Source organism: Nocardioides sp. SLBN-35 (assembly GCF_006715725.1).
Classification (GTDB): domain Bacteria; phylum Actinomycetota; class Actinomycetes; order Propionibacteriales; family Nocardioidaceae; genus Nocardioides.
Genome location: NZ_VFNU01000001.1, coordinates 3,013,027 through 3,035,417, shown reverse-complemented (window position 1 = coordinate 3,035,417; position 22,391 = coordinate 3,013,027). Strand labels below are relative to the sequence as shown.

Sequence of the window (22,391 nt, the reverse complement as noted above, 5' to 3'; positions counted from 1 at the left end):
ACGCGTGCGGGCGTAGGTTGGCGCCATGGACCTGGGCATCCACTACGCGAGCTTCAGCCACCCCGACTGGGACCGGCGCCTGGTCGAGCGGCTGGCGGCCACCGCACGGATCGCGGACGACGGCGGGATCGCGCTGTTCACCGTGATGGACCACTACTTCCAGATGGAGATGTCCGGCGGGCCGGCCGAGCCGATGCTCGAGGGCTACACCACGCTCGGCTTCGTCGCAGGACGCACCGAGCGGATCGCCCTCGGGCTGTTCGTCACCGGTGTGACCTACCGGCACCCGGGCCTGCTCGCGAAGATCGTGACCACACTCGACGTGCTCTCCGGCGGCCGGGCCTGGCTCGGGATCGGCGCGGCCTGGTACGAGCGCGAGCACGACGGTCTCGGTGTGCCGTACCCGCCCGTCGCCGAGCGGTTCGAGCGGCTCGAGGAGACACTGCGGATATGTCGCCAGATGTGGAGCGACGACGACGGGCCCTTCCACGGCCGCCACTACCGGCTGGCCGAGACGATCTGCGTGCCCGCACCCGTCAACGCGACGGTGCCCATCGTGATCGGGGGCTCGGGGGAGCGCAAGACGCTGCGCCTCGTCGCGCAGTACGGCGACGCGTGCAACCTCTTCACGGGCGAGGGCCCGGCCGGAGTGGCCGCCAAGCTCGACGTGCTGCGCCGCCACTGCGACGACGTCGGCCGCGACTACGACCGGATCCGCAAGACGATCCTGTGGTTCGGCGACCCGGTCGCCGAGCCGGAGCGGTTCGCCCGTGAGATGGAGGCGTACGCCGCCCTCGGCGTCTCGCTCACCTCGCTGATGCCGCCCACCGAGGATCCCGAGCGGTGGGCGGCAGCGCTGGTCGAGCAGGCGGTGCCGCGGGCGGCGGCCCTGGGCTGATCAGCCGACGAGCGTGACGAAGTCGGCGGGGAGCTCGTCGTCCTCGAGCACCCGCATCTCGATCGGCCCGCCGCTGTAGGAGTCCTCGGCGATGATCATCAGGTCCTCGTCGAAGGACCAGAAGATCACGTTGCGCATCTTGATCAGGTAGGTCTTGTCGGCCTCAGCGAAGCCGGCGGCCATCGGGTGCTGGACCATCAGCGCGCCCGGCTGGATCAGGGTCAGGACGCCCTCGATGACGATGCAGTCGTCGTCGACGACCATCCGCTCGCAGAAGAACTCCAGCACGTGGCCGTTGTTCTCGACCAGGTTGCGGTAGTACTCCGCGACGCCCTCCCGCGTCTTCGGGCCGACGTCGCCCGACAGCTCCCAGAAGTGGTAGTTCGTGGCTTCGCCGAGGGTGCCGACCAAGGTCTCCAGGTCGCCGTCGCGCTCGGCGGCGGCGTGCACCTTCATCCGCTCCAGCATGGTTCGCTGGCGGGGCGACTCGGTGGTCGCGAGCCGCTCGGTGATGAAGTCGACGAGGTGGCTGCGGTTCAGCTCGATCATGGGTGCTTCCTCTCGGTGGGGTGGAGTGCGATCCGGCCGTGCGCGGCGAAGGCGGCCTCCCGCTCGGCGCGGTCGGCCGCGGTGAAGGCGCGGTAGCCGGTGGGGGTGGCGAGGTAGGTCGGGTCGTCGCCCAGCCAGGCCTGGCTGCGCAGCGCCTGCTTGTCGAGCTTGCCGGTGCCGGTCAGCGGCAGGTCCTCGACGAGGCGGACCAGGCGGGGACGCCACTTGGTGCCCAGGTCGGCCTGCTCGTCGAGGAAGGTGCCGAGGTCGGCGGGGTCGAGCCGCTCGCCGGGCAGGAGCAGGAGGGTGGCCATCACCTCGTCGCCGGTGCGGGGGTCCGGTACGCCGTACACGACCGCGGTGGCGACCGCGGGATGCCGCGCGAGGATCCGCTCGATCGGTGCGGCGGCGAAGTTCTCGCTGTCCACGCGGATCCAGTCGGAGCTGCGGCCGGCGAACCAGAAGTGGCCGTCGGCATCGGCGTACGCGAGGTCACCGGCCCAGAAGTCGCCGTCGCGGACCTTCGCCGCCATGGCGCCCGGGTTCTTGTAGTAGCCCTCGAAGCGGGCGGCACCGCCGCGGACCACGATCTCGCCCGTCGCCTCGGCCGCGTTGAGCAGCCGGCCGTCCTCGCCGAACTCGGCGGGCGGAGCCTCCCGGCCCTCGGAGTCGAGGATGACCAGACCCATGCTCGGGTCGGGACGACCGAGGGCACCGGGCGGGGTGTCCTCGTTTCGCAGGATGGTGCAGACGCCCTCGGAGGAGCCGTACGACTCGACGATGCGGCACCCGAAGCGACGCTGGAACTCCTCGCGGTCCCGCGTCGAGGCCTCGGTGCCGAAGCCGAGGCGGAGCCTGTTGTCGCGCTCGGTGGGGCTCTCGGGCTGGGCCAGGACGTACGACAGCGCGCGGCCGACGTAGTTGAAGAACGTGGCGCCGAACCTCTGCACGTCGGGCAGGAAGCCGGACGCCGAGAACTTCGGGCGCATCGCGTAGGTCCCGCCGACGACCAGGATCGGCGCCCAAGCGGCCATCAGTGCGTTGCCGTGGAACAGCGGCATCGCGTTGTAGGCGACGTCGTCGCGGGTCAGGCCGTGCACATTGAGCTGCCCGATCACGGCGAGCCGGAAGGACGAGCACACGACCGCTTTGGGGGCGCCCGTGGATCCGGAGGTGAACAGCAGCAGCAGGGTGTGCTCGGTGCCCGGGGGAGCGGTCGTGCGCACCGGCTTCTGGGCGCCGTCGGCCAGCAGGTCGCGGTAGCGGTCGCCGTCCTCGTCGAGGACCTCGACCCCGTCGAGGTCGAGGTCCTCGATCAGCGTGCGGTAGGTCCTGCCGACGATCAGGGTCTGTACGTCGGTCCCGCGGATGTCCGCGGCGAGCTCGGCGCCGCGCCGGGTCGGGTTGACGCCCACGATCGTCGCGCCGGACAGCGCGGCGGCGGCGATGAGCAGGAGGTACTCCGGATCGTTGTCCATGAGCACCCCGACGTGCCACGGGCCCGGCCGGCGCAGTCCGGTCAGCACGGCGGCGCGACGCCGGGCACCTGCCACGACGTCGCGCCAGCTGAAGGCGTCGTCGCCGAACAGCAGCGCAGGATGGTCGTCCTCGGCGCGGGCGAGGAGCAGCTCGGCGACCGAGCCGTGGGCGAAGGTGGGTGTCACTGGTGCTCCCGGGCGATACGGATTACATTGCGTTGTGACACGCAACATAAATACCGCGCGCAGCCTCGTCAAGGGGGCTCGCGACAATGACTCCGGGAACAACCTGGACCGGCGCCGAGAGGAGGTGGCAGTGAGCGAGTCCGTTGCTGTCGGCCGCCCCCGGGACGGCCGGATCGACGAGGCCGTGCTGGCCGCGACCCGTGAGCTGGTGGCGGAGGTGGGGTACGCCGACCTGACCTTCCGGGCCATCGCCGAGCGTGCCGGCACGTCGGTGCCCGCCATCCGGCGGCGCTGGGCCTCGAAGGCCCACCTGGTGCACGAGGCCGTGTTCCCGTCCGAATCCGTCACCTCGACGAGCCCGGGCGCCGACCTGCGCGCCGACGTGCGCGCGGTCGTCGAGAGCTGCCTGGAGGTCGTCGGCTCGCCCGCCGGCTGCCGGGCGATCCCCGCGCTGATGGGGGAGATGATGGCCGACCACGCCCTCGAGGAGGAGCTCAGCGCCCGGTTGATGTCCTCGGGCTGGGAGAGCCTGGCCGCCCGCCTCGCCCAGGCGGTCGAGCGCGGCGAGGCCCGCTCCGACGTCGACCTCGGGCTGTTCATCGAGACAGTCTTCGGGACCACCCTGGTCGCGATCGTGCTGCGCGGTCGCGACGCCGTCGACGACGCCTGGGTCGAGGGTCTCGTCACCAGCATCGTCGACGGCGTCCGGGCCCACTGAGACCCACTGACAGACTGGGGCCATGATCCTCGAGCACGCCGTCCTGCCCGTTCTTCCCGGCCAGGAGACCGAGTTCGAGGCGGCCTTCGGCCGGGCCCGCACGATCATCTCCTCGATGCCCGGCTTCCGCAGCCTGGCGCTGCGCCGCTCGCTCGAGTCGCCGAACCTCTACCTGCTGCTCGTGGAGTGGGACACCGTCGAGGACCACACCCAGGGCTTCCGCGGTTCGCCGCAGTACGACGAGTGGCGGGCCCTGCTGCACCGGTTCTACGACCCGTTCCCGGTCGTCGAGCACTTCGTCGAGGTGACCTTCTGAACCCTCCCGGCCGGTCGTCCCCGGGTCAGAGCATCACGAAGGCGACGACCACGCCCGCGAGGACGACCGCACCGCGGAACACGCCGGACGGCAGCCTCCGGCCGATCCGGGCACCGAGGTAGCCACCACCGATCGAGCCCGCAGCGAGCAGCCCGACCGCCGCCCAGTCGAGGTCGGCGACCGCGACGAAGATGGCTCCGGCCACCAGGTTGCCGGCCAACAGCGACAGCGTCTTGAGGGCGTTGACCACGCGCAGCTCGACGTCGGTGCCGAGCCCGAGGACGGCGACCATCATCACGCCGGCACCGGCCCCGAAGTAGCCGCCGTACACGCCGGTCAGGCCGGCGAAGACCGTCGTCAGCGGGGAGAGGTGGTGACGCGGACCGGCGTCCTGGTCGCGGTAGCGGGCCAGCCGGCGCGCGATCCAGGGCTGCGCCCCGACCAGACCGCAGGCGAGCAGGATCAGCCACGGCACCGCCGCCTCGAATGCAGCGGCCGGGAGCGCGAGCAGGAGGACGGCGCCGGCGACCGCCCCCAGGGCGCAGCACAGCAGGACCACCCGGGTGATGCCGGGATGCTCGCGCAGCTCGGCGCGGTAGCCGAACGAGCCGCTCAGTCCGGCCGGGATCAGCCCGACGGTGTTGGACGCGTTGGCGACGACGGGTGGCAGGCCCAGGGCGACCAGGACGGGGAAGCTGAGCAGCGAGGCGACGCCGACCGTCGAGCTGAGGACGCCGGCCCCGAAGCCGGCACCGAGGACGGCGAGCTGCTCGGGCCCGCTCACGCGTCCTCGCGGATCAGCGCCACGTCGCTGACCATCGCGATGTGGTCGTGCATCGCCTGCGAGGCCGCGACCGGGTCACCGGCCGTGATCGCCTCGGCGATCCGGCGGTGGCCGGCCAGCGAGGACTGGGGACGCTCGGGCTGGGCGAGCGACTCGAGCCGCGACTCGCGCACCAGTGGGGCGATCTCGAGCATCAACCGCGCCAGCAGGGCCGAGTGGCTCGCGGACGTCACCGCAGCATGGAAGTGCTCGTCGCCGTCGACTCCCCGGCCGCCGGCGGCGATGTCGGCCTCCATCTCGGCGAGGGCCGCGTCGATGGCCGCCAGGTCCTCGTCCGTACGACGCTCCGCGGCCAGTGCGGCGAGCTTGGTCTCCAGCGCGTCGCGGGTCTCCAGGATCTCGGGCAGCCGGCTGGCGTGGTCCCGGATGGCCTGGCCGATGGTCTCGGTGGTGGGGCGGACCAGGACGGTGCCGTCGCCATGGCGTACGGCGACCACGCCGACGACCTCGAGCGCCACCAGGGCCTGGCTCAGGGTCGCCCGGCTGACGCCGAGCTGGACCGCGAGCTCGCGCTCCGGGGGCAGTCGGTCGCCGACCGTCAGACCGGTCGCGGCGGCCCAGGCGGTGATCTGCTCGGCGACCTGCTCGTAGAGGCGGGTGCGCGTCACCTTGGGGGGGAGCGGGCGTCCGGTCGGGTCAGCCATGACCTCATCCTATTGACATTTCGGCCCAGTGTCCTATTGGCTAGGCCACTGATCCACAGTAGATGTGGCGTGGGTCACCAACCGGCCACCACACCCGGCCGCACCGGCCGCTCTCGGAGAAGGTGAAGTCCATGGGACCTGAATGGGTCGCCATCCTCGCGCTCGTCGCGCTGTTCGTGATCGGGACGCTGCTCCCGATCAACATGGGTGCACTGGCGTACGTCGCCGCGTGGCTCGTGGGCATGTACGCGCTCGACCTGGACGAGAAGGAGATCCTCGCCGGCGTCAGCGGGGACCTGATCCTCACGTTGATCGGCGTGACGTACCTGTTCGCGATCGCCCGCAACAACGGGACCGTCGACCTCATCGTCAGATCGGCCGTGCGTGCCGTCGGCGGCCGGGTCGCCTTCATCCCGTGGGTGATGTTCGCCGTCACCGCGCTGCTCACCGCCATCGGCGCGGTCAGCCCCGCCGCCTGCGCGATCATCGGGCCGGTCGCCCTCGGCTTCGCCGGCCGCTACCGGATCAGCCCGCTGATGATGGGCATGATGGTCGTGCACGGCGCCCAGGCCGGCGGGTTCTCGCCGATCAGCATCTACGGCTCGATCACCAACTCGGTGATGAAGGAGTCGGGCCTGCCCGACAGCGAGCTCACCATCTTCCTGGCCAGCCTCGTGGTCAACACGATCATGGCCGCGATCCTCTTCTTCCTCCTCGGCGGCACGAAGCTGCTCTCGGTGCGCATCGACCCGACCACCGAGGACGACGAGGTCACCGGGGTCACCGAGGAGCTGCACCGCGGCGGCACGCCCGTCCCGGCCCGGGGGATGGGCACCGCCACCCCGGTCGGCACCCGCGCCCAGGGCGCCCGGCTCGACCAGGTCATCACGCTCGTCGCCTTCGTCGGCGTCGCCACCATCGCGCTGGTCTTCGACAAGAACATCGGCTTCACCTCGATCACCGCCGCGGTGATCCTCGCGATGCTCTCGGCGGAGGAGCACAAGGACGCCGTCAAGCAGATCGCCTGGCCGACCGTCCTGCTCGTCGCGGGCGTCAGCACCTACGCCACGGTCCTCACCACCGCCGGCTCGCCAGAGTTCGTCGGCAAGTGGGCCGCCGGGCTCGGCGTCGCCGCGGTCGGCGCACTGGTGCTCTGCTACGTCGGCGGCGTGGTCTCGGCGTTCGCGTCCTCCACCGCACTGCTGCCGGTGATCATCCCGATCGCGCTGCCGCTCATCGCCGAGCACGGCATCTCCGCCGCGATGTTCGTCGCCGCGCTGGCCGTCGCCTCGACCATCGTGGACGTCAGCCCGTTCTCGACCAACGGCGCCCTGATGCTCGCCAACAAGCCCGACACGATCGAGGAGCAGGTGTACTACAAGCAGATCCTGACCTACAGCGTGATCGTGGTCCTCGCCGGACCGCTGTTCGTCTGGGCGGCCCTCGTGCTGCCGGGCTGGTGAGGACGATGATCATGCAGGGACCGCTCTCGGACATCCTCGTCGTCGACCTGTCGCGCGCCCTCGCGGGACCTCACGCCACCATGATGCTCGGCGACCTCGGTGCCCGGGTGGTGAAGGTCGAGGCGCCCGGACACGGCGACGACACCCGTGGCTGGGGACCGCCGTTCGTGACGCCCCCGGAGTCGAGCGGGGGAGGGGAGCGGGAGTCGACGTACTTCCTCTCGGCCAACCGCAACAAGGAGTCGATCGCACTCGACCTCAAGGACGACGCCGACCGCGAGGTGCTGCTCGGTCTGGTCGACCGGGCCGACGTGCTGGTCGAGAACTTCCGCACCGGCGTGCTCGACCGCCTCGGGCTCGGTCTCGACGCGCTCATGGAGCGCAACCCGCGCCTGGTCGCCCTGTCGATCACCGGGTTCGGCCACGACGGGCCCGAGGGCGGCCGGGCCGGGTACGACCAGATCGCGCAGGGCGAGGCCGGCCTGATGTCGCTGACCGGGTCCGGCCCCGAGGACCCGCAGCGGGTCGGAGTACCGATCGGCGACCTGCTGGCCGGGATGTACGGCGCGTACGGCGTGCTCGCTGCCCTGCACGAGCGCGCCGGCACCGGCCGCGGCCAGGTCGTGCGGACCTCGCTCCTCTCGGCCGTCGTCGGGGTGCACGCCTTCCAGGGCACCCGGTGGACCGTCGCGGGGGAGGTCGGCCGGGCGCAGGGCAACCACCACCCGTCGATCGCTCCCTACGGGCTGTTCCGGTGCGCCGACGGCGCCGTGCAGATCTCGGTCGGCTCCGAGGCCCTGTGGGCGCGGTTCTGCGCCGCCTTCGACCTCGACCCGACACAGTCCGGGCTGGCCACCAACCCGGAGCGGGTCGCCCACCGCGAGCAGACGATCGCCCTCGTCGAGGCGGCGTTCGCCTCCTGGGAGGCCGAGGCGCTGCTGGCCCGGCTGGCCGAGGTCGGCATCCCGGCGGGCAAGGTGCGCACCCTCGACGAGGTCTACGCGTGGGACCAGACCGCGAGCCAGGGGCTCCTGGTCGACGTCGAGCACGCCACCCTCGGCCCGCTCACCCTGCCCGGGCCGCCGCTGCGGTTCTTCGGCGGCGACGGTGCCGAGCGGACTCCGCGTGGGCACCGGCCACCGCCGACCCTGGACCAGCACGGCGCCGACCTGCGCGCGTGGGTGGGGGAGTCGTGAACGCACGACTCGGGGCGCGCGACCTGCTCGACCTCGTCCTCGACGCCGGCACGTTCACCTCGTGGGACCGGCCGGTCGACCTGAGCGGCATCGAGCCGTCGTACCGTGCCGAGCTGGAGGCAGCCGCCCTCAGGGCCGGCACCGACGAGTCGGTGCTGACCGGCCGCGGCCTGGTCCGCGGGCGCCCGGTGGCGGTCGTCGTCAACGAGTTCCGCTTCCTCGCGGGCTCCATCGGGCAGGCGGCCGCGGCACGGATCGTGGCAGCCGTACGCCGCGCGACCGCCGAGGGCCTGCCGCTGCTCGCCGCCACCGCGTCCGGTGGCACCCGGATGCAGGAGGGCACGCCGGCCTTCCTGCAGATGGCCGAGATCTCGCGGGCGCTGATGGAGCACCGAGCGGCCGGCCTGCCCTACCTCGCCTACCTGAGGCACCCCACGACCGGCGGGGTCTTCGCCTCATGGGGCTCGCTCGCGCACGTCACCGTCGCCGAGCCCGGCGCCCTGGTGGGCTTCCTCGGCCCGAAGGTCTACGAGGCGCTCACCGGTACGCCCTTCCCGCCCGGCGTGCAGACGTCGGAGAACCTCGCCGCGCACGGGGTCATCGACGCGGTCGTACCGGTCCCGCAGCTCCCGGAGCTCGTCGACCGTGCACTCGGCGTCCTCGTCGACCCGCCGGGCCTGCCGGCACTGCCGGGCCGTACCGGGGAGGTGACCGAGCGCGACGCCTGGGACTGCATCACCGCGACGCGCGGGAGTGGCCGGGTCGGCGTACGCGACCTGTTGCGGCACGGGGCCTCCGGGACGGTGCGGCTGTACGGCACCGACGAGGGGGAGCGCGACGCGACGGTCGTCGTGGCGCTGACCCGGCTGGACGGGCAGCCGTGCGTGGTCGTCGGCCAGGACCGGTCGCGGCAGTCCGAGCAGTCGCCGATGGGGCCCTCGGCGCTGCGGGAGGCGCGACGCGGGATGCGGCTGGCCGAGGAGCTGCGGCTGCCGCTGGTCACCGTGATCGACACGCCGGGCGCCGAGCTGTCACCGGCGGCCGAGGAGGGCGCGATGGCCGGCGAGATCGCCCGCTGCATCGCCACCCTGACCACGCTCACCGTCCCGACCGTCTCCGTGCTGCTCGGCCAGGGCTGCGGGGGAGGAGCCCTCGCGCTGCTCCCCGCCCGGACCGTCGTCGCGACCGAACGCGCCTGGCTCTCGCCGCTCCCGCCCGAGGGCGCCAGCGTGATCGTGCACGGCGACGTCGACCACGCGGCCGAGATGGCGCGGGCGCAGGGCGTCCGGGCCGTCGACATGCACGCAGCGGGCGCGGTGGACGTGCTCGTTCCCGAGCTCGACGAGGACGCCCCGGCCGACCTCGCCATCGCCGTGGCGGCCGCGTGCGGCGGCGTGCTCGCGGCCTCGACGGCGCCGGTGTAGGTGGCAGGGTGGGGGCATGGACGACGACGCACTCCTCATCGACCGCCAGCCGCTACCGGCCGGCGTACCCGATCGTCTGGCGGGTCAGCTCCGGTTCCTCGCCGAGGCCGACAAGCTCAAGACCGTCCTGCGGGCCTCGCTACTAGCGGCCGACGACCGTCGTGAGAACGACGCCGAGCACTCCTGGCACCTCGCGCTGATGGTGATCCTGCTGGCCGAGTACGCCGACGAGCCGATCGACGTCGGGCACGCGGTCAAGCTCGTCGTCGTCCACGACCTCGTCGAGATCTACGCGGGGGACAGCCCCGTGTTCGTCCCCGGCGCGGCCGACGACCAGCAGGAGCGCGAGATCGCCGCGGCCGAGCGGTTGTTCGGGCTGCTGCCCGCCGACCAGGCGACGTGGATGCGGACGCTGTGGGACGAGTTCGAGTCCGCCGCGACCCCCGAGGCCCGGTTCGCCAAGGCGATGGACCGCCTCGAGCCGATGCTGCTGAACTGGCTCAACGGCGGCGGGACCTGGGCGATGCCCGGCGCCACCGAGGCACTCGTCCGCGTCCGCGAGGCCGGCGTGGTGGCCGGTTCGACCTCGCTCGGCTTGCTCACCGGGCTGCTCGTCGACGAGGGCGTGCGCCGCGGCTGGATCCGCCCGTGACCACCCCCGAGCGCTGGACCCGGGCCACCGTCCACCCCGACATGTGGCTCGACGCCGCCGACGACCCGCGGGAGTCCGACGGTCCCGGCGCCGAGGGGGAGCGGGCCACGCTCGAGGACTACCTGCGCAGCTACCGGCTCACCCTGCGCCTCAAGTGCGACGGCCTCGACCCCGCCCAGCTCGCCACCCGCTCGGTGCCGCCCTCGACCATGTCGCTGCTCGGCCTGGTCCGCCACCTCGCCGAGGTCGAGCGCGACTGGCGCAACTGGATCACCACCGGCGAGCCCGAGCCCGGCCTGTACGGCGAGCCCGACGGCGACTTCCTCGGTGCCGCGGGCGAATCCTCGCTCGTCGAGTCCGCTTGGGCCGACCTCGGTCGTGAGCAGGCTGCGACTGACGCGGTCCTCGCGCCGGTCGAGGACCTGTCGACGACGCTGGGGCGCTCCCGGGTCGTCGTACGGGACCTGATGGTGCACCGGATCGAGGAGTATGCGCGCCACTGCGGCCACGCGGACCTGCTGCGGGAGTGTGTCGACGGGCGGGTGGGTCAGTAGCGAGGACGAGCAGCGTTATGTCAGGTCCTGGGCTGGAACAGCTCCACGAGGTTGCCCGAGGGATCCGCCAGCAGGACCTGGCTGCCACCCGGTCCGCTCACGAGGCCGCTGACGAAATCGACACCGCCGGCACCGAGCCGGGCGATCTCGTCCTCGATGTCAGCGACGACGAGATGGATCCGGTTGCGACCCGGGGCCGCTGCGATGTCGTCCGGCGTCGCACGAGCGCCCGAGCTGGCGGCGCCGGACAGCAGCAACCTCAGCGGCCCGCGGCTCACGTCGGCGAACGCCGGCGCGGCGCTCATGTTCAGCGTGAAGCCCAGGTGCGTCGTGTAGAACGCGATCGCTGCGTCCACGTCGTCGACGAGGTAGCGGACGCCGACGGTCGCGGCAGGGGAGCCAGGAGTCGTCATGGGAGACCTCCTTCCTGACGCCTCCACCGTAACCCCGATTTTCGCTAACTGACATAATGTCACTTATCGGCTAGAAAACAACGGGAGTGACGGAGGGCCTGAGGCAGCGCCAGAACGTCCGCACATGCCGATGAGCGCGCGTTTCGAACCTAGCGGTCCCACTCCCAGTCCTCGACCCTCGTGTGGACCGGGATGAGGTTGATGTGCAACTCGGCGAAGAAGCCCTCGGCCACCAAGCGCCGCCGGAGCTTCTCTGCCTCGGTCTCGGTGGTGAACGTGCCGACTTGATGCGAGCCGACTTCGGGCTCTCTTGGGTCGACGTACTCGACGCACCACGCGGTGATGGGTTCGATGTAGCCCTCAGGGCGTCCCTCGTCCGCGGTCACGCTGTCAGTCTCGTCCAAGTGGCTCAGGATGCGCACGCATCTGCTGCATAGTCGGCTCGTCAGCGAGCGCGGATCTGCCGCGATCCGGGCATCAGCGCCCCCGCTACTCCCGGCCCATCAACCCCCGTGCCTGCCAGTTAAAAAACGGGAGTAGAAGGAGGTGCGACCACTCCCGCTCCTCGAGTCTGACCACGTATCTGCAGGTCAACCCGTGTTGCCTGTGGCCGACCTCAGTCATCGCCCACCGTCGCGGGCCGTGGCAATGGCACCTGCCAGCGCGCGACACTGCCGCGATCGGCCGTCGGGGTGACGCGAACGGGCCCGATGGGGCACGTGCCTACGCCACGGCGCCAAAGCGGTCATGTCGAAGTCCTGCAACCTCGACGAACTGACCGACACGGTGCGGCGGGTCCGCGACGGTATGCCTGCCATGCCGGCAATCGAGCGCCAGGCGCTCGTCAACGAAGCTCTACAGGACCAGGCCGAGATCCACGAGATCCGCGCCCGCCTAGAACGCCTCACCAACCGTGAACTGGACACCCTCGTTGCGCTGATGACGGGTGCCCAAGTCCGCGACATCGCACGAGACCGCGTCGTGTCCGAGGCCACCGTGCGCACCCAGGTCAAGAACATTCTCTCGAAACTCCGCACGACCTCCCAGCTCGCCGCGGTCGGCGCCGCCTACCGCGCGAACTGGCACCCGCTCACCGACCGACAGACTCGCTTCGGCTCACAACAGAACCACTCTCAGGCCGGTTGAAGAACCGTTCCTAGCCACCACGCACAACGCCTGACGTGGATCCGGGCATTAGCGCCCCCGCTACTCCCGGCTCATCAACTCCCGTGCTGCCAGTTGTACATCTGTGCGCATCTGTACTTCTCGGCGTACTCGGCGTATCGTAGGTGCATGAGCGAGATGACCGTGACCGAGGCCCGTGCCCGGCTGGCCGACGTCGTCGACGAGGCCCGCATCCAGCACGACCCCGTCTTCCTGACTCGCCGTGGTCGTCGGATCGCCGCCGTGGTCGACGCCGACCAGCTCGACCAGCTGCTCGAGGCCGCTGAGGACCTGGCCGACATTCGAGCCGCCGCGGCTGCTCGCGCCGAGCTCGACGAGCCCGGCGCCGCTGCCATCCCGTGGGAGCAGGTCAAGGCCGACCTCGGTCTCGCGTGAGCACCGATAATGCCGACCGCACGGAGCGCTACCGGATCGAGCTGACACCGGCTGCTGCTCGCCAGCTTCGCAAGCTCGACCCGCCGGCCCAGAGGCAGGTTCAAGCTGCGATCGAGATTCTGGCCGACGCGCCGCGACCGCCTGGCGCGAAGAAGCTCGTCGGCGGCGGCGGCGAGTGGCGAGTGCGCACCGGCGTCTACCGGGTCGTCTACTCGATCCAGGACGACGTCCTCCTGGTCCTGGTCCTCGCTCTCGGCCACCGCCGTGACATCTACAAGTGACGACTTGAGCCAAGGGCGGTCGAGGCAACGCTTCGGCCGCGTCCGCGGCCAGGAGCTCATGCTCGTCCGGTCGATTCGAACTGGACCGGCACGCCCCGCGGGATAGGCACCCTCAAGACACGCGCAGCGCCGTCATCGCACTACTGAGAGCGGTACCGGGTCCCCCAGCGCTTCAGGCGCTACTTGCCGAGCGGGCCGACCTGGCCGTGGTAGCCCAACTGGGCCGCCTTTGCCACGATCTCGTCCCAGCCCTTCCGGGCCGCGGCGATCTCGTCGGCGTGGCTCTCGCTGAAGTCCGTGATGGTCGCCATGACCTTGCCGATGTTCGCGTCGTACACGTCGCTCCGGCAGGCCGTGTCGGCCGCCAGGACCTGATCCTCTGTTGCGAGGAAACCCTTCCAGGCATCGGAGTAGGTCGACGGGTCCTGGTCCGCGGCCGGTGGTGGACCAGCCTTGTCGGCCTCGCCGGCCATGACCGCAGCCAGGTCGTCGTAGCTCGCGCCGTTCGCCTTCAGGGCGGTCAGATCAGCTGCAGCCATGCAGTCGAAGTACGCATCGAAGCTGCCGCCGAGCTTCTCGCCGGCCTCGGTCAGCGCCGTACGCCATGACTCGATCAGCTTCGCTGACCCGGCGGGGCGCGACGCGTTCTCGACCTCGGTGTCGCTGGCGGGCTTGATGCTGTCCTCACACTCCAGGACCGTCTTCGAGAACCCGGTCGGCCAACGGTCGTCAGCGTTCATCACCTTCTCCGCCTCGGCGAACGGACGGGTGGCGATCTCGTTCTCGGAGTAGATCCGGTCACCCGGCTCGGCGAACCATACCGATGGACGCAGGGCGTCGTAGGGCGAGGCGTACGGTCGCGACAACGACCAGTCCCACTCCGGATAACCCCGCTGCGCGAGGCACTCGTCCAGCGGCCCGTTACGCGTGTAGGTCTGCACCACATAGGCCGCGTCCCGCTGGTCCTGGGTTCCAGCGAAGCTCTCGTAGACGCGCTGCGCCTCGGCGCGCACGTCAGCAGCTGAGTAGTTGCTGCTCGCCTCCGCATTGGTGCCGTCGGCGACCTGGGTCCCGCATCCCGCGAGTACCGTCGTCGTGAGCATGGCAGCAGCCCACGCCGCTACCCACCGGTACTTGGTCGTGTCCATGGCCATCACCCGTTCGCGTCTCGTGGATCGGAGTCGCATGACTCGGTGTGCCCGTCTTGGTACTTGGTCCTGACCCGTGCGAACTTGTCGATGCAGGTCCGGGGCCGGGCGTCGTACTCAACGCCGAGCGTGCCGGCGAAGGCCTCCTTGGCATACCACGCGAAGTTGCCGCCCGAATATGTGTCGGAGATCCGCATGCCCCATCCCTTCTGCATGTCGGTCACGGTCGCCCCGCCCCAGCCGCTCGGCTCAGTCCATACGCCGTTTCCTCCCGGGTCGGTCGACTCTTGACCGCCTGCTGGCAGGAGCGAATGACCCGGGCGTCGTAGTGCCCCGAGGTCACCTGCCAGTCGAGCATCGCGTCCATGCACCGGGTCGTGCTCATGCTGGACGTTGGTGAGCTGATCAGCTGGATGTTCCTGAACGACGCATCCCAGTACGCGTACTGGCTTCCCGGCGACACGAAGGCGTGGTCGCTTCCGCTCAACGCAGCATGTGCCGGCCCTGGCACGGCCACCTGCGCGACCAACGCCGCGACACATGCCGGAAACCCCACCGCCCAGATCAGCTTCGTCCGCATCTGTTGACGGTGCGCCTGAGGAGGAATTTCGTCAACGGCTCGTCAGAACTAGGACCGTCCCAAATGATGATTCGCGACGAGCAACGGCCAGAGAACCTGACGACACCCACACACGCTGGAGCGACCGCCTGAAGAACCGTTCCTGGCCACCACGCACAACGCCTGACGTGGATCCGGGCATCAGCGCCCCCGCTACTCCCGGCTCATCAACTCCCGTGCCTACCAGATAAACAACGGGAGTGACGGAGGGCCTGAGGCAGCGCCAGAACGTCCGCACATGCCGATGTGCGCGCCATGGCCCATGCTTCCTCCATGAAGTTCGACCGACTCTGGGAGCGCCTCTTCGAGTACGTGAACGAATGGGCGAGCGCACGGGAGGTGCCCGGTGGCATCGAGGTCACCTTCAGGACCGCACAGGGCGTGACCCGCACCGTCGAGGTCGTGGTGACCTCAGCCGAGTGGGACGACTACATCAGCACCATCTACGGGACCGGCGACCCTCGCGCCACGCCATTCAGGGAAAAGGTCCTCGCCACGCCTGACACGGCTCGCTACTTGGTCTACGACGGCACCTACGACTGGCAACCCTCCGAGGCACGCGAGTTGCCCGGAGACGACTTCAACCCTGGGCCGGGCGAGTGGGTCGTGGAGGATGCCGAGGGCAATGTCATCGACCGCTTCGGGGACTTCAACGGGGACTGACGATCTTCGGGACGCCCTCATCTGCCGCGATCCGGGCATCCGCGCCCCCGCTACTTCCGGCTCATCAACTCCCGTGCCTGCCAGTTTACGCTTGGCAGTTGTTTAGCAGTTCAGAGCGGGGTTCGAGCAAGATCAGCGAATCGCTCCCAAGGTGCAGAAACTCGGGAATGCCGGGAACCGGGCTCAGAGCGCAATCGGGAAGGGCGACAGGGCTCGGTCCGATCCCTCGGGCCGCCTCCTCCCCCGACCCGTCCGCTCATGCCCAGTGCGAGCAACCGACCTGTCCGTCGGCGGTTACTGTCCTGGGCGTGGCCTACCTCCTTCACCTCAACGGCCCGCCGGGAATCGGCAAGTCCACGATCGCCAGGCGATACACCGACGAACATCCCGGCGTGCTGAACTGCGACATCGACGTCCTGCGAACGTTCATCGGCGGGTGGTCGGCCGACTTCCTGGAGGCGGGCCGCCTCATCCGCCCGGCGGCTCTGGGAATGATCCAGGCCTACCTGTCCAGCGGCCACGATGTGGTGCTCCCCCAACTCTTGATCGACCCCGCTGAGATCGCGCTCTTCGAGGCGTGCGCCGTTCAGGCCGGCGCGCTGTTCGTCGAGCGCCTCCTGATGGATGATCGGGAGCGATCAGTGGCTCGATTCAGGCGCCGAGGGGAATCAGAGCCTGGCGAGCCGTGGCACTCCCAGGTTCGGGCCATCGTGGCTGCCCAGGGTGGCGACGAAGCGCTTCGCACACGGCATTCGGCACTCGAGGCGTTGACCAAGCAACGTCCCGACGCGATCGTGATCGAGAGTGCTGAGGGTGACCCCGGGGTCACCTATCAGCGCTTGATCGCCTCACTCGACTGAGTGCCGGCCGAAGAAGACGGCCTCACTCGAAGCGCCCCCGAACGGAAACACCTGCCTGCGCCGATCGATGCTCGTTGCAACGACCGCGCAGCCCGCGACCTCCCGTAGGACGTCCATCTCAGGAGTGGGCACCTCGGTCACAAACCCATCTTCGCTGCAGCGTGCAAAACCATTGGTGAGCCTGGCGATCGCGCTGGTCTACTGAGTCCCCCAGATCGGGCTGCGGGCGGAGGTGGTGTTGATGACGGGCTATGACGCGCTCGGCGAGGTGTACGAATGGCTCATCTCGGACGCACGGCTGAGCCCGGCCGAGTTCGTGGCGTCATTCGATGACGTCATCGCTCCCCTGCCGCCGAACGCTCACGTCCTCGACTGTTCCTGCGGGACCGGACAGCTGGCCGTGGGCCTCGCCGGTCGCGGCCTGCAGGTCGTCGCGACGGACGCCAGCGAGACGATGGTCCGTCGGACGGCGGAGCTGGCCGAGAAGTTCGGGGCGTCGGTACGCACGCTGCGGGCGCACTGGCACGAGCTGCCCGACCATCTCGACGACGGCACCTTCGACGTGGTGTTCTGCGTCGGCAACTCGCTCGCCCACGCGGCAGGCGCCGGCGGCAGGGTCGCCGCCCTGGAGTCGATGGCACGGCTGCTGCGCCCCGGCGGGCGCCTCGTGCTCACCTCCCGAACCTGGGAGCTGGTCCGGGCCAGGGGCTCCCGGCTGGACATCGGTGACCGCCTCGTGCACCGCAACGGTCGCGATGCGCTCGTGGTCTACCGCTGGGACATCGCACCGCGGTGGGAGGACGAGCACCACATCGAGATCGCGATCGCGCAGGTCGACGCGGCCGGGCCGGTCCTCGTCCGCTCGGAGCTCCTCTCGTGCTGGCCCTTCCGGTACGACGAGCTCGAGGCCGAGCTGTACAGCGTTGGCCTCCGCATCGACATGAGCACGTTCGACGGCAACGCCGAGGACTACAGGGTGGTCGCGAGCAGGGCCTAGGCGAACCAGCTGCCGGCAGGGAGGTCGTGGACGATCTCCGGGGCGTCCTCCTCCCCCCACGTCTCGTCCTCCCAGGGCCAGAGCACGCGGGCTCTCGACGCCGCGTCGATGATCGCATCCGCGCTCATGGTGGACCTGGTCTCGGGGATCGCGGCGTCGGGCCACAGGAAGTGGAAGTGCACCTCACCGGGCGGAGGAAGGGGCGAGAGGAAGTAGCTCGACGAGTAGCTGTTGCCGCCACCGCCCGAGCCGCCCGACTGGAGGAGCGATACCGCGTCCGGATCGGACTCGGGGACGGGAGAGAAGGTGTGGCGTCGGGCAGAGCGTCGCCCGTCGGCGTACTCGACGCCGAACAGGTAGGGCTTGCCTCCGCGACTCCTGTGGAAGAGCAGGTCCGCCAGTGCCTCGCCGTCGATGCGGTGGCCCGGCCGGGCCCGCACGTCGAGGGTCAGCTCGACGCCGGTGCTGAAGACCAACATGCCCGAGACGAACGCCACCACGTCCGCGTTCGAGCCCAGCACGAGATCGACGGCGACCGATGCCGGGACCTCGTTGTCGGGGCGCGTGAGACTCCTCCACAGGTCGTTGTGGCCGGCGATGCTCTCGTCGTCGGTGGGTGGTCGATCTGTCATGCCGGCAAGTCTCCCCTACTGCGGCCCGCACGATCATGTAGATGGTTCTGTCTACACGCCGTAATATGGACCTCATGGGCGACACGACGACGATCCGGATCAGCAGGCAGACGCATGCGCGGGTGATCCGGTTGGCCACCGAGCGTCACGAGACCATCGACGAGACAGTGAGCCGGGCGATTCGCGCCCTCCGCCAGGACGCCATGGCCCGAGACCTCTCCACCGACCTCACCGACGACGAGACAGCCTGGCTTGATGCTGACGCCGGGTGACGTCGTCGACCTCGACCTCGGTATCCCCAGCGGCAGCGAGGCCGGGCTCCGTCGGCCTGCTGTCGTGGTGACGGCTGCGCGCGTCCTGCGAGGTGGGCCGAACGTGGTCCAGGTCGTGCCCTTGACGCGCACGGTGCGCCAGAGCGGAGCCGAGGTGATCATCGACCCGGACGACGTGAATCGCCTGGACGCGACGTCGGCGGCGCAGTGCCAGCACGTGCGCTCCGTGGCCGCGACCCGGATCCACGGCCGTACGGGAAACATCGGTCCGGTGCTTCTCGGCGAGGTCCGCGAGACGCTCGGGCTGCTGTTGGACCTGTGACGATGACCGAGATCGTGTGGCAGACGCCCGCCATGGCGAGGAACGACCGGCGCATGGCACCCGTGGTGCTGGCGCTGGGACTCGTGCTGCTGTCGATCCCCGTCGGACTGATCGCCACCGGCCAGGCGGTGCCGGGGTGGTTCCTGCTGGCCGTGTTGTCGTTGCCGACCGTCGGCTGCCTGGTCGCAGGCGTGCGGCTCCCCCGTGCTGCGCGCCGCAAGCTCGCCGCGACCCAGGAGCTCGCCCGGACCGGGTCGCTGGTTCCGGCCCGGGCGATCGGATGGACGCGGATCCCGCGAGAGACCGCAAGCACCGAGGGAGAGCTACAGGTGCGGGTCACGCTGTCGGACGGGAGCCACGCCATCCTCAGCCACGTGTGCGACTGGTCGGATTGCGAGGCGGCCGGCCGGGGCACCGCTGACCGATCCGTCTCGGTGATGCTCGATCCCGCGACCGGCACGTGGGCGATCGTGCACACCGGCGAGCCGCGGACCTGGAGCGCAGTGCTCTAGTGTCCTGGACCTGGGCCCGCCTGCACGCGGCCGTCACCACGTTGGAGCTGCCCGCGGACGAGTACGTCGTCGGCCTGGCCGGCGCGATGCTCGCCAACGAGTCGGTCGACAACACCGCCGAGGTGGTGCTGCTCGCCACCGACGACCTGAACGGCGCGCTTCTCCGGGAAGGCTGGCCGCGTCGTACGGCGGACGACGGCCTGGCCTGCCCGGGCGAGCCCGGACTCGTCGTCCGGGCCGGCGAGGTGAGCGATGTCTACCTGGCGCCGATCGTCGACCTGATCACGGATGCGTGGGTCCAGGACGACGTGCGAGTCGTCTCGATGCTGCAGCTCGACCGCCACGCGGTCGCGGCGTTCCTCGCGGCGTCGAGCACCGCGGACCAGCCCCTGCCCGGGCGGTCGACCTGGACGTGGCGCCGGCTGAGCGACGCGCTGAGAGCACTGGAGCTCCCCCACGACGGCTATGTCGTCGGGCTGAACGGTGCGCTGCTCGCCAACGAGTCGCTGGCGGAGGTGGACCAGGTCGAGGTCCTGGTCACCGATGCGCTGCACGACGAGCTCGTGCGTCGGGGCTGGCCGACCAGCACCGACGTCCTGCTGTGCCCGACACAGGACGACCTCAGCGCCCGCTCCGGCGACGTCAGCGACACCTACCTGCTCGACGTCACCGGACTCGTCGCCGACGCGTGGACCCAGGACGGCATCGCGCTCGTCTCGATGGTCCGGGTGCGCCCGGAGGCGGTCCAGGGAGTGCTCAGACCGGGTCGCTGAGCTCCTTGCGGACGACGACGCTGGTGCCGGTCACCACGCACATCGGCGGTACGTCGGCCGCCACGACCGCGCCGGCACCGACCACCGATCCGCGCCCGACCGTCACCCCGGGGGTGATCGTCGCACCGGCGCCGATCCACACGTCGTCCTCGATCACGATCGGCGCGTGGGTGAGGAAGTCGAAGCGCTCGGCGGGCTCGACCGGGTGGCCGGCGGTGCTGAGCGTGACCCGTGGACCGATCAGGACACGGTCTCCGATGGTGATGCCACCGAGGTCGAGGAAGTAGCAGCCCTGGTTGATGAACACGCGTTCGCCGAAGCTCGCGCCGAGGCCGTAGTCGCAGTGGAACGGCGGCAGGATCGAGAGCGACTCGGGCACGTCGCCGCCGAAGATCCGCGTGATCAGCGACCGGCGCTGCTCGAGGTCCTCGTACGGCAGCGCGTTGAGCTGCGCGGTCAGGCTCATGACGACGTTCACGCGCTCGGCGAACGCGCGGGACTCAGGGGTTCGGGTCGGGATCCGCTGCTCGTTGCGCACAGCCTGGATGCTGGCACGTCACGGCAACAGAACCGGGGCCGCGGTGTCCTCGGAGAACCCGAGGCGGCACCACAGCACCCGCGGCACGAGCGCGAGCCCGTCGGGATCGAGCACCGCGACGCTCCCCCGGGCCGCGATCCGCTTGACGCACTCGGTGAGCAGGTACCGACCGATGCCCTGGTCGAATCGCATGTCCTTGACGAAGAACCGCCCGATCACCAGCAGCCGGTCCGCCTCGACGCCCGCCGCCGAGGCGACCGCATCCACCCACGGCGCACCGACAGGAGGAACGAACACCTGCACGTGCCCGACGACGTTGCGGGTGGGCGCCACACTGACCGGCGCCTGGTCGAACACCCAGGACACGTCGGCGTCGACCTCGGTCAGCCAGTCGTAGGCAGACCGGCCGGCCAGCACGCCCGGCCCGGCGTCGAGCGAATCGAGGACGGCGACCAACCGGTCGAGGTCCCGCTCGATGCGCTCCCGGATCATCGCGACCACACTAGTGACCCCAGCGGTAACACCAGCAGCGAGCCGGACACTACAAGGACATGAGCAACTCCGAAGACGCCCCCGAGGCAGCGTTCAGCGAGGCGTGGCGCCGTGACGGCCCGCGGGTCGCGGCCTACGCGCGCCGCCACGTGGCGCCGGACGACGTGCAGGACGTCGTGGCCGAGACCTTCGTCCAGGCCTGGCGCCGCTGGGACGACGTACCCGAGCCGCCGATCGGCTGGCTGATCGCCACCGCACGCAAGGTGATCGGCAACAGCCGTCGCTCGGCGCGCCGACGCACCGCCCTCCACGACCGGCTCACGCTGCTCGACCGGGCCGCGCGCCCGGAGGCCGATGCGGCGATGCTCGCCACCGACCGGATGGCCGCACTCGAGGCACTGGCCGCTCTGCCCGACACCCAGCGCGAGGCGCTCCTGCTCGTCGCCTGGGACGGCCTCTCCCCCGACGCCGCGGCCGAGGTCCTCGGCCTGCGACCGGGCACCTTCCGGGTCCGCGCCCACCGCGCCCGCACCGCCCTCGACGCACACCTCGACCACGACCCACCAGCGGACAAGCGTGCCGCCTCCCCCAGCCGACCTCTCACCGAAGGTGGACTCCGATGACCACGGACCACGCCCCTGCCGCCCCTGCCGTTCTCACCGCCCTCGCCCCCGCTCCCCCGCCGCTCGACCCGGCCTGGTCGGAGGCCACCCTGGCCCGGATCCTGCGGGAGGACCGGGCCACCCACCACGCCGCCGCCGCACGACGCCGGCGCGCTCGCCGTCGTACCGCGATCGGTGTCGGCCTTGCCTTCTCCGTCATCGGTACGACGACCGCCGTCGCCCTCGGCGGCCCGACTGAGGTCGTGTCCAGTGTCATCGAGGACTTCGCCCGGCAGCCGAACACCACGGGCAACGGGCTCGGCAAGCTGCACGAGCCCGCACTGGTCGCGCAGTTCGACACCGACCACGGCGTCTTCGCGTTCTGGGTCGCGACCTCCTCGACCGGCAAGGTCTGCTATGCGATGAGCGACGGCGTCTGGGACGGCACGGGCATGCCGACGAAGAAGGAGCTCGAGTACGGCTGCGGCGGCATGATCTGGGTCGGCGACGACGTCCCGCCCCAGGAGCTCACCTCACCGGAGCAGATCGGCGGCTACTTCACCGACAGCGAGCCCCTGATCTACGGGATCTCGCCCTGGCCGACCGCCACCCAGGTGCGGATCCAGGCGCCAGGCGTGGACCGAACCCTCCCGGTCCGAGCCGACTCCCACGGCTACGGCGCCGCGCTGCCCGAGGCGGTCGGCGTACCGCAGGTGACGCTGACCTTCCTCGACGCCGAGGGCCGGGTCCTCGGCACCAAGGTCAGCGTCGCTCCGGTCGGCTGA

32 protein-coding genes are annotated in these 22,391 nt (G+C 70.5%); 21 read left to right on the top strand and 11 right to left on the bottom strand.

The annotated features are described in order from the left end of the window. Positions 1–25 precede the first annotated feature (25 nt). Entirely contained in the window at positions 26–898 is an 873-nt protein-coding gene (locus tag FBY23_RS14780) for an LLM class F420-dependent oxidoreductase (RefSeq protein ID WP_141798835.1), read from the top strand. Here the strand turns inward: FBY23_RS14780 and FBY23_RS14775 are convergent, their stop codons facing one another. Both FBY23_RS14775 and FBY23_RS14770 read right to left on the bottom strand, forming a co-directional pair. Then, a complete protein-coding gene (locus tag FBY23_RS14775) occupies positions 899–1,447 on the bottom strand; it encodes a hypothetical protein (protein WP_141798834.1) in 549 nt (182 codons plus the stop codon). Then, positions 1,444–3,111 (bottom strand): AMP-binding protein, encoded by a 1,668-nt coding sequence (locus FBY23_RS14770; protein WP_222117828.1) that lies wholly within the window; start codon positions 3,109–3,111, stop codon positions 1,444–1,446. Before FBY23_RS14770 ends, FBY23_RS14775 begins: the two co-directional genes overlap by 4 nt. A 130-nt stretch (positions 3,112–3,241) precedes the next feature. Between FBY23_RS14770 and FBY23_RS14765 the strand changes: the two genes are divergently transcribed. Together FBY23_RS14765 and FBY23_RS14760 are read left to right on the top strand one after the other, a co-directional pair. Continuing rightward, complete coding sequence (locus tag FBY23_RS14765) at positions 3,242–3,829, top strand: TetR/AcrR family transcriptional regulator (protein ID WP_222117827.1); 588 nt, start codon at positions 3,242–3,244, stop codon at positions 3,827–3,829. A gap of 22 nt (positions 3,830–3,851) precedes the next feature. Beyond that, a complete protein-coding gene (locus FBY23_RS14760) occupies positions 3,852–4,145 on the top strand; it encodes an antibiotic biosynthesis monooxygenase (RefSeq protein ID WP_141798832.1) in 294 nt (97 codons plus the stop codon). A gap of 25 nt (positions 4,146–4,170) precedes the next feature. On the opposite strand, the gene FBY23_RS14755 is transcribed toward FBY23_RS14760, so the two are convergent. Further along, entirely contained in the window at positions 4,171–4,929 is a 759-nt protein-coding gene (locus tag FBY23_RS14755; protein WP_141798831.1) for a sulfite exporter TauE/SafE family protein, read from the bottom strand. Further along, positions 4,926–5,633, bottom strand: a complete 708-nt coding sequence (locus tag FBY23_RS14750) for a FadR/GntR family transcriptional regulator (RefSeq protein WP_141798830.1) — start codon at positions 5,631–5,633, stop codon at positions 4,926–4,928. The genes FBY23_RS14755 and FBY23_RS14750 overlap by 4 nt, the downstream gene beginning before the upstream one ends. A gap of 131 nt (positions 5,634–5,764) precedes the next feature. Between FBY23_RS14750 and FBY23_RS14745 the strand changes: the two genes are divergently transcribed. From FBY23_RS14745 to FBY23_RS14725, 5 genes are read left to right on the top strand one after another with little or no spacing between them, the layout of a single operon-like run. Next, complete coding sequence (locus FBY23_RS14745) at positions 5,765–7,096, top strand: SLC13 family permease (protein ID WP_141798829.1); 1,332 nt, start codon at positions 5,765–5,767, stop codon at positions 7,094–7,096. An 11-nt stretch (positions 7,097–7,107) separates the two neighbouring features. Next, positions 7,108–8,292 carry a CaiB/BaiF CoA-transferase family protein gene (locus FBY23_RS14740; RefSeq protein WP_141798828.1) on the top strand — a complete coding sequence of 395 codons (1,185 nt, stop codon included), beginning with the start codon at positions 7,108–7,110 and terminating at the stop codon, positions 8,290–8,292. After that, on the top strand, positions 8,289–9,716 hold the full coding sequence (locus tag FBY23_RS14735; RefSeq protein WP_141798827.1) for a carboxyl transferase domain-containing protein: 1,428 nt from the start codon (positions 8,289–8,291) through the stop codon (positions 9,714–9,716). The genes FBY23_RS14740 and FBY23_RS14735 overlap by 4 nt, the downstream gene beginning before the upstream one ends. Positions 9,717–9,732: 16 nt before the next feature. Beyond that, on the top strand, positions 9,733–10,368 hold the full coding sequence (locus FBY23_RS14730) for an HD family hydrolase (protein ID WP_141798826.1): 636 nt from the start codon (positions 9,733–9,735) through the stop codon (positions 10,366–10,368). Then, entirely contained in the window at positions 10,365–10,922 is a 558-nt protein-coding gene (locus tag FBY23_RS14725; RefSeq protein WP_260805974.1) for a DinB family protein, read from the top strand. Before FBY23_RS14730 ends, FBY23_RS14725 begins: the two co-directional genes overlap by 4 nt. Before the next feature lie 20 nt (positions 10,923–10,942). Here the strand turns inward: FBY23_RS14725 and FBY23_RS14720 are convergent, their stop codons facing one another. Then, positions 10,943–11,335, bottom strand: coding sequence for a VOC family protein (locus tag FBY23_RS14720; protein ID WP_141798825.1), 393 nt, complete (start codon positions 11,333–11,335; stop codon positions 10,943–10,945). Positions 11,336–11,484: 149 nt separating this feature from the next. After that, a complete protein-coding gene (locus FBY23_RS14715) occupies positions 11,485–11,721 on the bottom strand; it encodes an SPOR domain-containing protein (RefSeq protein WP_141798824.1) in 237 nt (78 codons plus the stop codon). A gap of 361 nt (positions 11,722–12,082) precedes the next feature. On the opposite strand from FBY23_RS14715, the gene FBY23_RS14710 reads away from it, so the two are divergent. The 3 genes from FBY23_RS14710 to FBY23_RS14700 all read left to right on the top strand — a co-directional run bounded on the left by FBY23_RS14710 (position 12,083) and on the right by FBY23_RS14700 (position 13,176). Continuing rightward, entirely contained in the window at positions 12,083–12,481 is a 399-nt protein-coding gene (locus FBY23_RS14710; RefSeq protein ID WP_141798823.1) for a response regulator transcription factor, read from the top strand. Between the two features lie 147 nt (positions 12,482–12,628). Then, entirely contained in the window at positions 12,629–12,895 is a 267-nt protein-coding gene (locus FBY23_RS14705; protein ID WP_141798822.1) for a type II toxin-antitoxin system Phd/YefM family antitoxin, read from the top strand. Continuing rightward, positions 12,892–13,176: a type II toxin-antitoxin system RelE/ParE family toxin gene (locus tag FBY23_RS14700; protein WP_141798821.1), complete on the top strand. Its 285-nt coding sequence runs from the start codon at positions 12,892–12,894 to the stop codon at positions 13,174–13,176. Before FBY23_RS14705 ends, FBY23_RS14700 begins: the two co-directional genes overlap by 4 nt. Positions 13,177–13,355: 179 nt before the next feature. On the opposite strand, the gene FBY23_RS14695 is transcribed toward FBY23_RS14700, so the two are convergent. Then, positions 13,356–14,324, bottom strand: a complete 969-nt coding sequence (locus FBY23_RS14695; protein WP_141798820.1) for a hypothetical protein — start codon at positions 14,322–14,324, stop codon at positions 13,356–13,358. Between the two features lie 5 nt (positions 14,325–14,329). Further along, complete coding sequence (locus FBY23_RS14690; protein WP_141798819.1) at positions 14,330–14,548, bottom strand: hypothetical protein; 219 nt, start codon at positions 14,546–14,548, stop codon at positions 14,330–14,332. Between the two features lie 141 nt (positions 14,549–14,689). On the opposite strand from FBY23_RS14690, the gene FBY23_RS14685 reads away from it, so the two are divergent. The 4 genes from FBY23_RS14685 to FBY23_RS14670 all read left to right on the top strand — a co-directional run bounded on the left by FBY23_RS14685 (position 14,690) and on the right by FBY23_RS14670 (position 17,463). Further along, positions 14,690–14,911: a hypothetical protein gene (locus FBY23_RS14685; RefSeq protein WP_141798818.1), complete on the top strand. Its 222-nt coding sequence runs from the start codon at positions 14,690–14,692 to the stop codon at positions 14,909–14,911. Positions 14,912–15,216: 305 nt separating this feature from the next. After that, entirely contained in the window at positions 15,217–15,606 is a 390-nt protein-coding gene (locus FBY23_RS14680; protein ID WP_141798817.1) for a hypothetical protein, read from the top strand. Between the two features lie 308 nt (positions 15,607–15,914). Beyond that, positions 15,915–16,466, top strand: coding sequence for an AAA family ATPase (locus FBY23_RS14675; protein ID WP_160158244.1), 552 nt, complete (start codon positions 15,915–15,917; stop codon positions 16,464–16,466). A 241-nt stretch (positions 16,467–16,707) separates the two neighbouring features. Further along, positions 16,708–17,463, top strand: coding sequence for a class I SAM-dependent methyltransferase (locus tag FBY23_RS14670; RefSeq protein WP_141798815.1), 756 nt, complete (start codon positions 16,708–16,710; stop codon positions 17,461–17,463). On the opposite strand, the gene FBY23_RS14665 is transcribed toward FBY23_RS14670, so the two are convergent. Continuing rightward, complete coding sequence (locus FBY23_RS14665; protein ID WP_141798814.1) at positions 17,460–18,095, bottom strand: hypothetical protein; 636 nt, start codon at positions 18,093–18,095, stop codon at positions 17,460–17,462. The genes FBY23_RS14670 and FBY23_RS14665 overlap by 4 nt on opposite strands. A gap of 74 nt (positions 18,096–18,169) precedes the next feature. On the opposite strand from FBY23_RS14665, the gene FBY23_RS14660 reads away from it, so the two are divergent. The 4 genes from FBY23_RS14660 to FBY23_RS14645 are packed head-to-tail and all read left to right on the top strand — an operon-like array spanning position 18,170 to position 19,974. Next, entirely contained in the window at positions 18,170–18,367 is a 198-nt protein-coding gene (locus FBY23_RS14660; protein WP_174245214.1) for a hypothetical protein, read from the top strand. Further along, on the top strand, positions 18,351–18,689 hold the full coding sequence (locus FBY23_RS14655; protein WP_141798812.1) for a type II toxin-antitoxin system PemK/MazF family toxin: 339 nt from the start codon (positions 18,351–18,353) through the stop codon (positions 18,687–18,689). The genes FBY23_RS14660 and FBY23_RS14655 overlap by 17 nt, the downstream gene beginning before the upstream one ends. A gap of 2 nt (positions 18,690–18,691) precedes the next feature. Next, the gene (locus tag FBY23_RS14650; protein WP_141798811.1) at positions 18,692–19,201 is read left to right on the top strand and encodes a hypothetical protein; all 510 of its coding nucleotides are present in this window, start codon (positions 18,692–18,694) and stop codon (positions 19,199–19,201) included. Continuing rightward, the gene (locus tag FBY23_RS14645; RefSeq protein ID WP_141798810.1) at positions 19,201–19,974 is read left to right on the top strand and encodes a hypothetical protein; all 774 of its coding nucleotides are present in this window, start codon (positions 19,201–19,203) and stop codon (positions 19,972–19,974) included. Before FBY23_RS14650 ends, FBY23_RS14645 begins: the two co-directional genes overlap by 1 nt. Here FBY23_RS14645 and FBY23_RS14640 read toward each other — a convergent pair. Together FBY23_RS14640 and FBY23_RS14635 are read right to left on the bottom strand one after the other, a co-directional pair. Continuing rightward, a complete protein-coding gene (locus tag FBY23_RS14640) occupies positions 19,958–20,512 on the bottom strand; it encodes a DapH/DapD/GlmU-related protein (RefSeq protein WP_222117826.1) in 555 nt (184 codons plus the stop codon). The genes FBY23_RS14645 and FBY23_RS14640 overlap by 17 nt on opposite strands. A gap of 18 nt (positions 20,513–20,530) precedes the next feature. Beyond that, a complete protein-coding gene (locus tag FBY23_RS14635) occupies positions 20,531–21,004 on the bottom strand; it encodes a hypothetical protein (protein ID WP_141798809.1) in 474 nt (157 codons plus the stop codon). Positions 21,005–21,063: 59 nt separating this feature from the next. On the opposite strand from FBY23_RS14635, the gene FBY23_RS14630 reads away from it, so the two are divergent. After that, positions 21,064–21,627: an RNA polymerase sigma factor gene (locus FBY23_RS14630; protein WP_141798808.1), complete on the top strand. Its 564-nt coding sequence runs from the start codon at positions 21,064–21,066 to the stop codon at positions 21,625–21,627. Continuing rightward, on the top strand, positions 21,624–22,391 hold the full coding sequence (locus tag FBY23_RS14625; protein ID WP_141798807.1) for a hypothetical protein: 768 nt from the start codon (positions 21,624–21,626) through the stop codon (positions 22,389–22,391). The genes FBY23_RS14630 and FBY23_RS14625 overlap by 4 nt, the downstream gene beginning before the upstream one ends.